This is a genomic window from Streptomyces albidicamelliae (assembly GCF_025642175.1).
Classification (GTDB): Bacteria; Actinomycetota; Actinomycetes; order Streptomycetales; family Streptomycetaceae; genus Streptomyces; species Streptomyces albidocamelliae.
The window spans coordinates 3,137,909-3,152,982 of the sequence record NZ_CP106795.1 but is presented as its reverse complement, the minus strand read 5'-3'; the positions used below and the strand labels follow the sequence as shown (position 1 = coordinate 3,152,982).

Sequence of the window (15,074 nt, the reverse complement as noted above, 5' to 3'; positions counted from 1 at the left end):
GAATGCGACGGAAGTTGAGGGTGGCGGCCTACGCCGTGTGCGTCCGCGACGGACAGATCCTGCTCGCCCGCTCACCGGGACCCGACGGCACGCCCGAGTGGGTGCTGCCCGGTGGCGGCACGGAGCACGGCGAGGATCCGTACGACACCGTCCGCCGCGAGGTCGCCGAGGAGACCGGCTACCGCATCGAGGTGACCGGTCTCCTCGGCATCGACTCCTCCCGGCACGTCTTCCGCGGCGGGCGCCTGCGCCGCCGCACCGACCATCAGGGCGTGCGCGTCCTCTACGAGGGCACGGTCACCGGCGGTGAACTCCGGTACGAGATCGGCGGATCGACCGACTTCGCCGCCTGGCAGGACCTGGACGCGGTACCCGGACTCACCCGGATCCGTCTGGTCGACGTGGCGCTGCGGCTCTGGCGCGAACGTCCCGCCCCCGGCCATCTGCCGCCCGGGGACCGTCCCCTACCCCGGTAGATGAACGGGGCGTGACCGGTCCCCGGCCGCCCGCGATCCAGTCCATGACCGCACTCCCCGCCCGAGATCCACGTACGGTGATCGGCGCTGCGCGTTGCCGCCGCGTTCACGCGCAGGTCATCCCCGCTGCCAACCATCCAGAGCGAGCGGGGCGTTCGCGCCTGCGACGGCCCGCGACCACTGCCGACGCGTTCGCACTCGGGGAGATCGCGCCATGTCGCGCATACGCTCTGTCGCCACCTCCGCTTCGGGGGTCAACCGCCGTACCGTCCTTGCCGCCGCCGGAGCGGTCTCGCTCTCCGCGGGCGTCGGCTACGCCCTGCGCCCCACCGACAGCGAGGCCGCCACCGCGGCCTCCGAGGGGGAGACGCCCGTCGCCCACTCCCGGCGGGCGGCCGCCGCGGCTCCGCTCGCCCCCTACACCAAGGGCACCACCGTCGCCTCCGTCGCCGCCCCGCGGAACAGTTCCGGCTACCGCCGTCTCGGCGACGGACCCGGCTGGAAGCGGGTCGTGCGCAGCGAGCTGGCCACGCCCAAGTCCGGCCGCGCCGGCCGCCGCACGGCCCTCGCCGCCTTCGTGCAGTTCACCGACCTGCATCTGATGGACGTGCAGCACCCGCTGCGGCTGGAGTACCTGCGCGCCTACGACCCGCACGCCTGGCGCCCGCACGAGGCGCTCACCGTGCCCGGCGCGATCTCGCTCGTCGAGCGGGTCAACGCGCTGCGCGGCGCCCCGGTGACCGGCGCCCCGCTGCACTTCGTGATGACCACCGGCGACAACACCGACAACAACGCCCACTCCGAACTGGAGTGGTTCATGAAGGTGATGAGCGGGGGCCGCGTCACCCCCAACTCCGGAGACCCCAAGCACTACGAGGGCGTGCACAACAGCGGACTGAAGCTGTACTGGCAGCCGGACGCCACCACCCGCGACAACGACAAGGCGGTCGGCTTCCCCCACCTCAAGGGCTTCCTGGCCGCCGCGATCCGCGAGGTGAAGAGCCCCGGCCTCAAGCTGCCGTGGTACTCCACCGTCGGCAACCACGACATGCTCCCGCTCGGCTGCTACGGCTCCCACGGCGACGGCTACCTCGCCGAGGCGGCCATCGGCGGCAAGAAGCTGATGACCGCCACCCCCGCCGAGGCCAAGAAGCTCCAGGACGCCGTCAAGCAGGCCACGGACCCCAAGGGCACCGGCTACCGGGACTTCCTCAAGGCCCACACCCGCTCCATGCGCTCGGTCACCCCGGACGAGAAGCGGGCCCCGTACACCCAGGCCGACTACCTCAAGGCCCACCTGGACCCCGCCCACCAGGGCGTCGGCCCCGTCGGGCACGGCTACTCCTCGGCGAACCTGGACGCGGGCACCCAGTACTACGCCTTCCGCATCTCCGACGACGTCATCGGCATCAGCCTCGACACCACCGACGCCGGCGGCCACTACGAGGGCTCCATCGGCACCGCCCAGCTGAAGTGGCTGGAGCGGACGCTCAAGGACAACAAGGACTCCTACGCCGTCGTCTTCAGCCACCACACCAGCAAGACGATGACCAACACCCGCCCCGACCCGGCCCGCCCGGGGGAGAAGCGGCACGAGGGCGCCGACGTGCTCGCGGTCCTGACGGCCCACACGAACGTGCTGGCCTGGGTGAACGGGCACATCCACAAGAACGCCATCACCCCGCACAAGGCCTCCGGCGGCCGCTCCTTCTGGGAGATCTCCACCGCCTCCCACGTCGACTACCCCCAGCTCGCCCGGGTCATCGAGCTGGTCGACAACAAGGACGGCACGGTCTCCCTGTTCACCACCCTGATCGAGTCCGCCGCCCCGCACCGCACCGACTACGCCGACCTCTCCCAGACCGGCCTCGCCGCCCTGTACCGCGAGCTGTCCTACAACGCCCCCGGCGCCAAGAAGACCCTCGCGGGCAGCGCGGCCGACCGGAACACCGAGCTGGTGCTGAAAAAGGGCTGAAAGTCACTCAACCGGTCCACAAGCAGGCAACCTTCGCGCAACGCCCCCGTGTCCCTTCCCCCGACCGCACCGCACACCACTGGCTGGGGGAAAGACATGCGCGTACGCACGACTCTGGTGGGCGCCACCGCCCTGCTCGCCACGGCCGCCCTGGCGGCCCCCGCCGTCGCGGCGGCCGGGCCCGCCGGCGGCCACGGCCACACCGGCACCCGCGAGGCCGTCGAAGCGGCGGTCGAGGCGGGCGTGCCCGGGGTGACCGCCACCGCCGTGGACGGCCACGGCCGCTGGTCCACCACCGCGGGCACCGGCGACCTCCGCACGGGCGCACCCCGCTCGACGGCCGACCGCTACCGCGTCGGCAGCATCACCAAGACCTTCGTCGCGACGGTCCTGCTCCAGCTGGAGGCGGAGGGCCGGCTCTCCCTGGACGACAAGGTCGACACCTGGCTGCCCGGGCTGGTGCGCGGCCACGGCCACGACGGGCGCCGCATCACCGTCCGGCAGCTCCTCAACCACACCAGCGGCATCTACAACTACACCGCCGACGACGACTTCGGCCGCACCTACTTCCTCAAGGACGGCTTCTTCCGGCACCGCTACGACACCCTCACCCCGCGCGATCTGGTGGCGATCGCCATGAGGCACGCACCGGACTTCGCGCCGGGCACCTCGTGGAACTACTCCAACACCAACTACGTCGTGGCCGGCATGGTGATCGAGAAGGTGACGGGCCGGCCGTACGCCACCGAGATCCGGCGCCGCGTCCTCGACCCGCTGCGCCTGCGGGCCACCTCCGTGCCCGGGACGAGGGTCACCGTCCCGCGGCCCAACAGCCGGGCCTACTCCAAACTGGCCGAGACGGCGACGGGCCCGACGTACGACGTCACGACCCTCAATCCCTCCCTCGCCTCCTCGGCGGGCGAGATGATCTCGAATTCCGCGGATCTCGACCGCTTCTACTCCGCGCTGCTCCGCGGAAAACTGCTCCCGCCGCGGCAGCTGAAGGAAATGAAGACCACGGTGAAGATCGAGGGAGTGCCGAACGCGGGGTACGGCCTCGGGCTGATGGACCGCACGCTGACCTGCGGTGTTCACGTGTGGGGCCACGACGGCGGCATCCACGGCTCCGCGTCCTCGGCGGTGACGACGGCCGACGGCCGGCATTCCCTCGCGCTGAATTTCAACGGGGACTGGGCGGGCGACATGGAGGCGGTGATCGAAAAGGAATTCTGTTAGCCGACGTTCCATTCGTGTCATTGCGCGTTAACCCGGACGCAATGTCCGTACCGCCTCATATCGGCTAACCCGCTGTTCACGGGTTTGGCTCGATCTTGTGCAAGGCGGGTGGTCGTGTGCGTGCAGAGCACGGACTGCGTGTGCTGTCGGTCTACGAGGGCTTCTTCTCCGGAGGGGCCCGGATCGTCCACAGCGACGTCGTACGGGGACTGGCCGAGGGCGGCCAGTCCCACCAGGTACTCAGCATTCATGGCGAGGTCCACCGCGAGGCCACCCGGCAGCGCATGGAGGACGACCACTGCTACCGGGCGCTGACGGCCGCCGGGGTGGGTGTCACCTCGCTCGGCCGCACCGCCGGGCTGGTCGACGGCACCCTCGCGGCGAACGTTTTCAGCGGCCCGGAGCTGGCCGAAACCGCACGGGTGACGGCGGCGGCGGACGTCATCCTCGCCCTGAAGGAGCAGCCGCTGGCGCTGCTGAACCAGCGCGGGCTGCCCCGCCGCCCGGTCGTGGTCTGCCTGCACCGCTCCGACCCCGAGAACCAGGGGCCGGCCCTGGACGAGCTGAAGGCCGCCATCGCCGACGGCACGGTGGCGGCGTGCGTGTGCTGCGCCGAGTCCACCCGGGCCGCGTACCGGGCCGCGGGCGTCCCGCCCGAGCTGCTGCACGTGATCCCCAACGGGGTGGACCTGCTCCGGTTCCGGCCGGACCCGGCCGCCAGGCTCGCCTTCCGCACCGCGCGGGGCATCCCCGCCGGCGCCCCTGTGGTCGTCCTCGCGGCCCGCTACGCGCCGATGAAGAACATCCCCCTCTTCCTGCGGGCGGCCCACGCCTGGCTGGCCCGCGAGGGCGGCGGGCACGTGGTGATGTGCGGGGCCGGGATGGCCGCGGACAACCCGGGGCTGCGCGCGGACCTGGAGGCCGCTCTGGCCGGGGAGAGGGAACTCGCCGACCGGGTGCACCTGCTCGGCGTCCGGCACGACATGGAGGCCGTGTACGCCGCCGCCGACGTGGTCGCCCTCACCTCCGTCTCCGGCGAGGCGGCCCCCCTGTGCCTGATCGAGGGCATGATGTGCGGCGCCGTCCCGGTCGCCACCGACATCGGCGACAGCGCGTCGATCGTCGCCGGACACGGGTTCGTCACGCCGCCCGACCCCGGTGCGATCGCCCTGGCCTGGACGGCGGCGGCCGCGGGCCGCGCCAGGCTGACGCCCGCCCTGGAGCGCAGCCGCGAGCGGTTCAGCCGCACCCGGATGATCGCCGCGTACGCGGCACTGCTGGACGGCGTGCACACCTCCCACTCGGCGCACACCGGGGCGTACGGCCCGCCACCCGCCCTGTGATCAATTCGGTTGACGGTGTCCATGCCATGGGGAAGGGTGCCCGTCGATGACACGAACCGATACGCCTCCCTCCTGGGACGAGCGCACCCAGCTGACCACCTTCCTCGACTACGCGAGGGCCACCGCCCGCGCCAAGTGCGAGGGTGCCTCGCCGGAGGACGCCCGCCGGGCGCCGCTGCCGGGCTCCCCGCTCATGACGCTGTGCGGTCTGATCAACCACCTGCGCTGGGTGGAGTACTACTGGTTCCAGGTCGTCTTCCTCGGCGAGGAGGACGAGGGCCCGTGGACCGACGAGGACCCCGACCGCGAGATGCGGATCGCCGTCGACGTCCCGCTGGCGCAGCTGCTCACCGAGTACGAGGAGCAGAGCACCCGGTACCGGGAACTGGTCGCCGCCACCGACCTGGACGCGCAGGCGAAGCGGTCGATGCGCGACGACCGTCACCCCGACCTGCGCTGGGTGCTGCTGCACCTGATCGAGGAGACCTCCCGGCACAACGGGCACCTCGACGTCGTACGGGAGCTGCTGGACGGGACCACCGGCTCGTAGGGGCACGAGGAGGGGCCACCGGAACCGGTCCGGTGGCCCCTCCGCTCCCCTCCTGACGCTCCTCCGGTCCGTCACTACCGGGGCAGCACCACGACGTAGGCGGCCGGATCGCGGTCGCCGGACGCCATCAGCGCCGTCCGCACCACCGCCGCCTGCTGCTCCATCGCGTCCCTCAGCTTCCTCGGCGTGAGGTACACGACCGTGATCCCGAGGCGCTCCAGGTGCTCGCGCTTGCGGGCGTACTCCGACCACAGCGCGTCCTCGTCCTGGCGCGGGGCACGGGTGTCGAGTTCGACCGCGACCGCCTGCTCGGGCCAGTACGCGTCCAGGCCGCCGAGGTGCGGGCCGCCGGGCAGCCGCAGGTCCACGTTCCACACCGGGTCGGGCAGTCCGTGCTCCCGCACCATGCGGTAGAGGCGGTCCTCGGCGATCGAACGGCCCTCGGCCAGCAGCGAGTCCACCGCGTCCACCACGTGCGGCCGGTTCAGCAGCTTCGCGGCCGTCAGTTCACGCACCACCGCCGCCGGTTCGCAGTGACCGGCGCGCACCGCCTCCGTCATCAGTCGGCGTACCGCCTCCGCGTCCGTCAGCTCCGCCACCGCGTCGGCCAGTGCCCGCGGCACCGGTGCCACCGGCAGGCCGGACACCATGCGGGGCGTGGGCAGCGCGGCGGTGCGCAGGATGCGCACGTACCCCGTCGAGCGCAGCCGGCGCAGCCGCGGGACCAGGACGTCGACGCGGTCCACGGAGAGCAGCTGCGGGGTGGCGGAGAACCCGTACAGGGTGAGGGCCGCGAGCCCCGTGATCACCGCCTCCGTGTACGTCGGGCGGTGCGGGCCCTCGGCCGTCGGCTGCGCCGGGACGCCCGGCGCGGCCTCTCGGGCCGCGTACAGCAGGGCGCCGTGCAGCCGCTCCTCGCCGGTGGGCGCTCCGGTGTGCAGCAGGACGACGTTCGGAAGCAGTTGACGCCACGGGCCGGTGGGGCGGCACTGCTCGGTCAGTTCGGCGGCGGTCACGCCGTGGGAGCGGAGCTGAGCCGCCGTCAGGACGCGGCGGTGGACGTCGGAGAGGTGACGGAGGGGGCGGGGGGAGAGCGGGGTGTTGTGCGTCATGGCCTCGAACTTCCCGCACCCGGTCCCGCCCGTAACCGCTGTTACACGCTCGTCGATGAATGCAGACAAGCCGGGACTAAAGGTCAGGTGTTCGGGTGCCGAGTAGGAACCGAAAACCCCTGGTCCACTCAGGTGCGGACCAGGGGTTACGGTTCTACTTGCCTGAATTTCGTAACGGTCACCGACCGGGCAAGCTCAGGCCAAGGCTCGCCGTTCTCAGGCCGTCGCGTCGCACTCCTGTGCGCGCAGGGCCCGCGCCAGGTCGTCCCGCGCCTCCAGCACCAGCCGCCGCAGCGCCGGCGCGGCCTCCCGGTGCGCGTCCAGCCACGCGTCCGTCGCGTCGAGCGTCTCCGCGCGGTCCTGGTAGGACGGGAACAGACCCCGGACCACGTCCATGCCGATCTGGATCGACCGCTCCCGCCAGACCCGCTCGATCGCCGCGAAGTACAACTGCGCGTACGGCGCGGTCAGCTCCCGCTGCGAGGGCCGGCCGAAGCCCGCGATCGTCGCCTCCACCAGCGCGTTCGACAGCGCGTCGGACTCCACCACCTGCGCCCAGGCCTGCGCCTTGACGGCCGCCGACGGGCGGGCCGCGAGGCAGCGCACCTGGTGCCGCTTCCCGGAGGCCGTGTCGTCACGCGCCAGTTCGGCCGCGAGCACCCGCTCGTCGGCCACCCCGTGCGCGGCCAGCGGCTCCAGGAACGCCCAGCGCAGCTCCTGGTCCACGTCCAGGCCCTCGATCGCCGTCGTCCCGTCCAGCAGGTCCTTCAGCAGCGCGAGGTCCGGCCCGGCGGACGCGACGGACGCGAAGAACCGGGCCCAGGCCAGCTGGTGCTCGCTGCCCGCGCCGGCCGCCCGCAGCTCCCGCAGCGCACCCTCGGCCAGCAGCCGCCCGCCGGTCTCCCGCCACTCGGGCGCCGCGTAGTGCACCAGCGCCGAGTCGGCCCAGGCGTGCAGCATCTGGAGCACGCCGATGTCCGACTCGCGGCCCGCGAACCGAAGGACGAGATCGACGAAGTCCCGCGCCGGCAGCAGCCCGTCCCGGGTCAGGTTCCACAGCGCCGACCAGCACAGCGCACGGGCCAGCGGGTCGGTCAGCGCGCCCAGGTGCGCGCGCAGCGTGGCCAGCGAGGTCTCGTCGAAACGGATCTTGCAGTAGGTCAGGTCGTCGTCGTTGACCAGCACCAGCTCCGGCGCCTGGGACCCGGCCAGCTCCGCCACGACCGTGCGGGGGCCGTCCACGTCCGTCTCCACGCGCGCGTACCGCTCCAGCGCGCCCTCGGGCGTCCGGCGGTACAGGCCCACCGCGACCCGGTGCGGGCGCAGCTCCGGGTGCGTCTCCGCGGCCTCCTGGAGAACGGCCAGCTCGGCGATCCGGCCGCCCTCGGTGTCCAGCAGCACCTGCGGGGTCAGCGAGTTCACCCCGGCCGTCTGGAGCCAGGAGGCCGACCACGCGGTCATGTCCCGCCCGCTGGTCTCCGCCAGCACCGACAGCAGGTCGCCGAGGCGCGTGTTGCCGTACGCGTTGCGCTTGAAGTAGCGCCGGGCGCCCTCGAGGAACGCGTCCTGGCCGACGTACGCCACCAGCTGCTTGAGCACCGAGGCGCCCTTGGCGTAGGTGATGCCGTCGAAGTTCAGCTTGGCGTCCTCCAGGTCACGGATGTCCGCCGTGATCGGGTGGGTGGACGGCAGCTGGTCCGCACGGTAGGCCCACGCCTTGCGGCGGTTGGCGAAGGTGATCCAGGCGTCCCGGAAGCGGGTCGCGCCGACGTTGGCGAACGTGCCCATGAAGTCCGCGAAGGACTCCTTCAGCCACAGGTCGTCCCACCACTCCATGGTGACGAGGTCGCCGAACCACATGTGCGCCATCTCGTGCAGGATGACGTTGGCCCGCGCCTCGTAGGACGCCTGCGTCACCTTCCCGCGGAAGATGTACTCCTCGCGGAAGGTCACCAGGCCCGGGTTCTCCATCGCGCCCAGGTTGTACTCGGGCACGAACGCCTGGTCGTACTTCCCGAACGGGTACGGGTAGTCGAAGTGGTCGTGGAAGAAGTCCAGGCCCTGCTTGGTGACCAGGAAGACGTCGTCGGCGTCGAAGTGCGGGGCGAGGCCCTTGCGGCACATCGCGCCCAGCGGGATCTCCAGCTTCGTCCCGTCCTCGAAGGTACGGGAGTAGGAGTCCGTCACGTAGTGGTACGGGCCCGCGACGACACAGGTGATGTACGTGGAGATCGGCTTGGTCTCCGCGAACCGCCAGACGCCGTCCACGAGTTCGCCCGCGCCGTTGCTCCACACGGTCCAGCCCTCCGGCGCCCGCACCTCGAAGCGGTAGGGCGCCTTGAGGTCGGGCTGCTCGAAGTTCGCGAAGACCCGGCGCGCGTCGGCCGGCTCGTACTGCGTGTAGAGGTAGACCTCGCCGTCCTCGGGATCGACGAACCGGTGCATGCCCTCGCCGGTGCGCGAGTAGGCGCACCGCGCGTCCACCACCAGCTCGTTGTCGGCGGCCAGGTCCTCCAGCGCGATCCGGGAGCCGTCGAAGACCTCGCTCGGGTCCAGATCCTTGCCGTTGAGCGAGACGGCGGTCACGCTCGGCGCGATCAGGTCGGCGAAGGTCGACGTGCCCGGCTCGTTGCAGCGGAACCGGATCGTGGTCACCGAGCGGAAGGTGCGCGGCTCGGCGTCCCCGTCACCGACGGCGGACCTCAGGTCCAGGGACACGTCGTACCCGTCGACGGACAGCAGTGCGGCCCGCTCCCGGGCCTCGTCGCGGGACAGATTCTCACCGGGCACGGGCGGCACTCCCTCGTGGTCGCGTGATAGGCGGTCGAACAGGACCGATCCTGCCATGCGCTCCTGACAGGAGGCACCCGGGAATGCGGGCCGAAGTGATCTCGTTGACGCCTCGAAAGACCGCTGTGCTGAGGAGAGCCATGTCCGAGACCACGACCTCGACCGGCAGGACCCCCGTCGACTTCTGGTTCGACCCGCTGTGCCCCTGGGCCTGGATGACCTCCCGGTGGGTGCTGGAGGTCGAGAAGGTCCGCGACATCGAGGTCCGCTGGCACATCATGAGCCTCGCCGTGCTCAACGAGAACCGGCTCGACGAGCTGCCCGAGGACTACCGGGAGATGCTCACCACCAAGGCGTGGAAGGCGGTGCGCGTGGTCACGGCGGCCTGGCAGAAGCACGGCGACGACGTGCTCGGCCCGCTCTACACCGCGCTCGGCACGCGCATCCACAACGACGGCGAGGGCGTGACCCCGGAGGCCATCGCCGGCGCGCTCGCCGACGCGGGCCTGCCCGCCGAGCTGCTCGACTACGCCGAGCAGGAGGACTTCGAGTTCGACGCCGAGCTGCGCGCCTCCCACAAGGAGGGCATCGAGAAGGTCGGCCAGGACGTCGGCACCCCGGTCATCGCGGTCCCGGGCCCGGACGGCGAGCAGATCGCCTTCTTCGGCCCGGTCGTCACCCCCGCCCCCAAGGGCGAGGAGGCGGCCCGCCTGTGGGACGGCACCCTCGCCGTGGCCTCCGTCCCGGGCTTCTACGAGATCAAGCGGTCCCGCACCAAGGGCCCGGACTTCAGCAACCTCTGAAGCGGTTTCTGAGCCTGTCGACGGCACGACGGAGGGCCCCCGCGAGTCACGTCCTCGCGGGGGCCCTCCTCTTTCCGCCTGCCCGCGTGAAGGGTGAGAAGACGATCACGAGGCAGGACGTTCGGGGTCGCTCAGGGCGCTCAGGGCGCGAGCAGCAGGGCGTCCGCGCGGGACCTGGCGGCCTCGTACCGGCGGGCCACGTCCTGCCAGTTCACGACCTCCCACATGGCGTCGACGAAGTCGACCTTCTGGTTGCGGTACTGCAGGTAGAAGGCGTGCTCCCAGGCGTCGAAGACGAGGATCGGGACCGATCCCTGGCCGACGTTGCCCTGGTGGTCGTACACCTGCTCCACGATCAGCCGGCCGCTCAGCGGTTCGTGGGCGAGGACGCCCCATCCCGAGCCCTGGGTGGTGGCGGCGGCCTTGGACAGCTGTGCCTTGAAGGCGGCGAACGAGCCGAAGGACTCCCTGATCGCCTCGGCCAGCTCACCCAGGCCGTCGGCCGCGAGGGGCTCGCCGCCACCTTCCTTCGGACCGGTCATGTTCTGCCAGTAGATGCTGTGCAGGATGTGCCCGGAGAGGTGGAAGGCCAGGTTCTTCTCCAGCCCGTTGATCGAGCCCCACGTCTCCCTGTCCCGCGCCTCGGCGAGCTGCTCCAGCGTGTCGTTGGCGCCCTTCACATAGGCCGCGTGGTGCTTGTCGTGGTGCAGCTCGATGATCTCGGGGCTGATCACGGGCGCGAGCGCCGCGTAGTCGTAGGGCAGGTCGGGCAACGTGTAGACGGGCATGGGGGACCCCCTCCGGAACCTTATTGCACATCACTTGCAGGTACACGCTAGCAACAACTGCGACGGGACAACAGAAAGGCCCCCACGTGTCGTACGTGGGGGCCTCGCCGGCGCGGCCGGGACGCGGGTTCAGCGGGCGGCGCGGGCCCGCTGCCAGGCGTAGCCCGCGGCCGCCAGGGCCAGGGTCATGGCACCCGTGGAGTAGAGCTGGACCCGGGTGTCGGGCTGGCGGGCCATGAGGACGAAGATCGCGACCATGCCCGCGAGCGCCACCCAGGTGAGGTACGGGAACGCCCACATCCGCACGACCAGCCTCTCCGGCGCCTCCCGCTCGATGCGGCGGCGCAGCAGCAGCTGGGAGACCGCGATGAAGATCCAGACGACCAGGATCACCGCGCCGATCATGTTCAGCAGCCACTTGAAGACGTCGTCCGGCCGCCAGTAGCTGAGCAGCACGCAGACGAAGCCCAGCACGCAGGAGACGAGCACCGCGGTCCGCGGGACCCCGCCGGACAGCCTGCCCAGCGCCTGCGGCCCCTGACCGCGCTGCACCAGGGAGTAGGCGATGCGCGAGGAGCCGTAGATGTTGGCGTTCATCGCGGACAGCAGGGCCACCAGCACGACCACGTTCATCAGCTGGCCGGCGCCGGGAATCCCCAGGTGGTCGAGGGCGGCGACGTACGGGCCCTTCGCCACGACCTCCTCGGAGTCCCACGGGACCAGGGTCACGACGACCGCCATGGAGCCGATGTAGAACAGCGCGATGCGCCACATCGCCGTACGGACGGCGGACGCCACGCCCTTGACCGGGTCCTCGGACTCGGCCGCGGCGATGGTGACCGTCTCCAGGCCGCCGTACGCGAAGACCGACGCGAGCAGGCCGATGATCAGGCCGTTGCTGCCGTGCGGGAGGAAGTCCGTCAGGTTCGAGGCGCCCGGGGCGTCCGTGCCCGGCAGCACACCGGCGATCGCCAGCACGCCGAGAACCAGGAAGAGACTGATCGCGCCGACCTTCAGCGCGGCGAACCAGAACTCGAACTCGCCGAAGTTCTTCACGGCGGCCAGGTTCGTCCCGCAGAACACCACCATGAACAGCGCGACCCACAGCCACTCCGGGGTGCCGGGCAGCCAGCCGGAGACGATGTGCGCGGCGCCGATGCCCTCCAGGCCGACGGCCGTGCACAGCAGGATCCAGAAGGACCAGCCGGCCGCGAAGCCGGCCCACGGGCCGATCGCCCGCTCGGCGTGCGCCGAGAAGGACCCGGAGGACGGGTAGGCGGCCGACATCTCGCCCAGCATCCGCATCACCAGCATCACCAGGAGGCCGGAGACCGTGTAGGCGATCACGATGGACGGTCCGGCGGCGGCGATGCCCGCTCCGGATCCGACGAACAGGCCCGCGCCGATCACCCCGCCGAGGGCGATCATCGACAGATGGCGCTGCTTGAGGCCGTGGGAGAGGGAGGCGCCCTCCCGCTGCTGCGGGGGCGTCCCGGTCTTCGTACTGCTGGGCATGAGCGCGGCTCGTCCAGTGCTCTAGAGGGCAAAAGTGCCCACAGTCTGGGCGGCCCGTCCGCTCACGCGAAGGGGCCGCCCACTATCCGGACACCTGCCGTACGCAGCGTGGACCGCCGGTTACGCGGCGGCGGCCACCGGGGTGTAGTGCGAGGCGTCCCCCTCGATCGAGTAGCTCTCCTTGCCCTCGATGCCCACCGGGACGTCACCGGCGACGGTCACCCGGTGCAGCCGGCGCGGCCGGCCGTCGTAGTTGTCGATGGCGTAGTGCTGGGTGATGCGGTTGTCGAAGAGGACGAGCTGGTTCTCCGACCAGCGGTGGCGCAGCACGTTCTCCGGGCGGGTGACGTACGCCTGCAGCAGGTCGAGGACCTTGCGGGACTCGCCCACCGACAGGCCGGCGATCCGCTGCGCGAACCCGCCGATGAACAGCCCCCGCTCGCCGGTCAGCGGGTGGACCCGCACCACCGGGTGGGCGGTGCGGTACTTGATGGAGGTGAACTGCGCCCGCTGGGCCGCCCTGTCCTCGTCGACGTCCTCGTCCGGCACCGCGTAGTCGTAGTCGTTGGTGTGCTCCGCCCAGAGGGTGTCGGCGAGGCGCCGCAGCGGCTCCGGCAGGTCGCGGTAGGCGGCCGCCGCGTTCGCGATCAGGGTCTCGCCGCCGTACGGCGGGACGGTGATCGAGCGCAGGGTGCTGGCCTGCGGCGGGTTGAGGACGAAGGTGACGTCGGTGTGCCAGTGGTTGGCGCGGCCCCGCTCGCTGTCGACCGGCAGCACGTTCGGCGCGTCGTCGACCGCGCCGACCGTCGGGTGCGCGGTGGTCAGGTCGCCGAAGTGGCGGGCGAAGGCCTGCTGGCCGGCGTCGTCCAGCGGGCCGGCGTCGAAGACGAGCGCCTTGTGCACGTTCAGGGCCTCGCGGATCGCTGCGACCTCCTCCGGGGCGAGTGGCGCGGAGATGTCGACGCCGGAGACCTGCGCGCCGATGCGTGCGGTGACCTTGGTGATCTCGATGGACATACGGGTTCCTCTCGTGCGGATCAGGCGAACGCGGGGGTCAGGTACTGGTTGGCGGGACGGGGCAGGCCGTAGCGCTCCCGCAGGGTCCGGCGGGGGCCGTAGCCGGTGCGCAGCAGGCCGCGGGCGCGCAGGAGCGGTACGACGTGCTCGACGAAGGCGTCCAGGCCGGAGGGCAGTACCGCGGGCATGATGTTGAAGCCGTCCGCGGCTCCCTGCGTGAACCAGGTCTCGATCTCGTCGGCGACCTGCTCGGGCGTCCCGGCGAAGGTGCGGTGCCCGCGTCCGCCGCCGAGCCGGCCGATCAGCTGCCGTACGGTGAGCCGCTCCCGCCGGGCCAGCTCCACGACGAGCGTGTACCGGCTCTTGGCGCCCTCGACGGCGGACTCGGGCGGCAGGTCCGCGGGCAGCGGGGCGTCCAGCTCCAGGGAGCCGGGCTCCAGTTGCAGCAGGCTCTCCAGCCGGTCCACCCCGTGGTCGTACACGATGTGGTCCTCCAGCAGCCGCTCGGCCGCCCGCGCCTCGGCCTCGGTGGAGCCGAGCACGGGGACGATGCCGGGCAGCACCTTGATGTGCTCGGGGTCCCGTCCGGCCTGTGCGGTACGGGACTTGAGGTCGGCGTAGAAGGTCTGCGCGTCGGCGAGGGTCTGCTGCGCGGTGAACACCGCCTCCGCGTACCGGGCGGCGAACGCCTTGCCGTCCTCGGAGGAGCCGGCCTGCACCAGCAGCGGGTAGCCCTGCGGGGAGCGGGGCACGTTGAGGGCGCCGGCGACGCTGAAGTACGTGCCCCGGTGCCGAGGCGGGTGGATCTTGCCGTCGTCGCCCCAGACACCGGCCGCCTTGTCGGCGACGATCGCGTCGTCCTCCCAGCTGTCCCAGAGCTTCAGGGACACGTCCAGGAACTCGGCGGCGCGGGCGTACCGCTCGGCGTGCGCGGGCTCGGCGTCGAGACCGAAGTTGCGGGCCGCCTCGGCGCCGGCGGTGGTGACGATGTTCCAGCCGGCCCGGCCGCCGCTGATGATGTCCAGCGAGGCGAACCTGCGGGCCAGGTTGTAGGGGGAGTTGTAGGAGGTCGAGGCGGTGGCGATCAGCCCGATGTGCTCCGTGGCCGTCGCCAGCGCGGTCAGCAGGGTGAGCGGTTCCAGGGCGCCGGCCGGCCGCTGGGCGAGGTTGTTCCACAGCTGGGGGCCGTCGGCGAGGAACAGCGAGTCGAAGGCGCCGCGCTCGGCGATCCGGGCGAGGTGCACGTAGTGCGCGAGGTCGGTGTGGGCGTACGGGTCGCTCTCCGGGAGCCGCCACGAGGCCTCGTGGTGGCCGGTGTTCATCAGGAACGCGTTGAGATGGAGTTGCCGGGTCATGGGCGTCCTTCGCTGCGGACGGGTGCGGGGAAGTGGTGCCGGCGCCGACGCGGGCCGGCCGGCGGACCGGCACGGCCGGGTACGGGAGCCGGTGCGGAAGGGGAGGCGCGGGGC

The 15,074-nt window shown here is 71.7% G+C and carries 12 protein-coding genes; 6 read left to right on the top strand and 6 right to left on the bottom strand.

Annotated elements, in window-relative coordinates:
• The first annotated feature begins 2 nt into the window (after positions 1-2).
• From N8I86_RS14540 to N8I86_RS14520, 5 genes are all read left to right on the top strand, one after another.
• Positions 3-476 carry an NUDIX hydrolase gene (locus N8I86_RS14540; RefSeq protein ID WP_263277942.1) on the top strand — a complete coding sequence of 158 codons (474 nt, stop codon included), beginning with the start codon at positions 3-5 and terminating at the stop codon, positions 474-476.
• Between the two features lie 214 nt (positions 477-690).
• On the top strand, positions 691-2,451 hold the full coding sequence (locus tag N8I86_RS14535; RefSeq protein WP_263277941.1) for a TIGR03767 family metallophosphoesterase: 1,761 nt from the start codon (positions 691-693) through the stop codon (positions 2,449-2,451).
• A gap of 96 nt (positions 2,452-2,547) precedes the next feature.
• Complete coding sequence (locus N8I86_RS14530; RefSeq protein WP_263277940.1) at positions 2,548-3,687, top strand: serine hydrolase domain-containing protein; 1,140 nt, start codon at positions 2,548-2,550, stop codon at positions 3,685-3,687.
• 140 nt (positions 3,688-3,827) lie between these two features.
• Positions 3,828-5,030 (top strand): glycosyltransferase, encoded by a 1,203-nt coding sequence (locus N8I86_RS14525; RefSeq protein WP_263280102.1) that lies wholly within the window; start codon positions 3,828-3,830, stop codon positions 5,028-5,030.
• A gap of 46 nt (positions 5,031-5,076) precedes the next feature.
• On the top strand, positions 5,077-5,580 hold the full coding sequence (locus tag N8I86_RS14520) for a DinB family protein (protein ID WP_073893986.1): 504 nt from the start codon (positions 5,077-5,079) through the stop codon (positions 5,578-5,580).
• Positions 5,581-5,654: 74 nt separating this feature from the next.
• Here the strand turns inward: N8I86_RS14520 and N8I86_RS14515 are convergent, their stop codons facing one another.
• Together N8I86_RS14515 and pepN are read right to left on the bottom strand one after the other, a co-directional pair.
• Positions 5,655-6,692, bottom strand: a complete 1,038-nt coding sequence (locus N8I86_RS14515; RefSeq protein ID WP_073894180.1) for a hypothetical protein — start codon at positions 6,690-6,692, stop codon at positions 5,655-5,657.
• A gap of 216 nt (positions 6,693-6,908) precedes the next feature.
• A complete protein-coding gene (pepN, locus tag N8I86_RS14510) occupies positions 6,909-9,482 on the bottom strand; it encodes an aminopeptidase N (protein WP_073893985.1) in 2,574 nt (857 codons plus the stop codon).
• A 140-nt stretch (positions 9,483-9,622) separates the two neighbouring features.
• Here pepN and N8I86_RS14505 point away from each other — a divergent pair, with 140 nt between their 5' ends.
• Positions 9,623-10,285: a mycothiol-dependent nitroreductase Rv2466c family protein gene (locus N8I86_RS14505; protein ID WP_073893983.1), complete on the top strand. Its 663-nt coding sequence runs from the start codon at positions 9,623-9,625 to the stop codon at positions 10,283-10,285.
• Positions 10,286-10,425: 140 nt separating this feature from the next.
• On the opposite strand, the gene N8I86_RS14500 is transcribed toward N8I86_RS14505, so the two are convergent.
• The 4 genes from N8I86_RS14500 to N8I86_RS14485 form a co-directional block, all read right to left on the bottom strand.
• The gene (locus tag N8I86_RS14500; protein ID WP_263277939.1) at positions 10,426-11,073 is read right to left on the bottom strand and encodes a superoxide dismutase; all 648 of its coding nucleotides are present in this window, start codon (positions 11,071-11,073) and stop codon (positions 10,426-10,428) included.
• A gap of 129 nt (positions 11,074-11,202) precedes the next feature.
• On the bottom strand, positions 11,203-12,588 hold the full coding sequence (locus N8I86_RS14495; protein ID WP_073893980.1) for an amino acid permease: 1,386 nt from the start codon (positions 12,586-12,588) through the stop codon (positions 11,203-11,205).
• 120 nt (positions 12,589-12,708) lie between these two features.
• Entirely contained in the window at positions 12,709-13,605 is an 897-nt protein-coding gene (locus N8I86_RS14490) for a TauD/TfdA dioxygenase family protein (protein WP_073893978.1), read from the bottom strand.
• A gap of 20 nt (positions 13,606-13,625) precedes the next feature.
• Positions 13,626-14,960: an LLM class flavin-dependent oxidoreductase gene (locus N8I86_RS14485; protein WP_263277938.1), complete on the bottom strand. Its 1,335-nt coding sequence runs from the start codon at positions 14,958-14,960 to the stop codon at positions 13,626-13,628.
• Positions 14,961-15,074 lie beyond the last annotated feature (114 nt).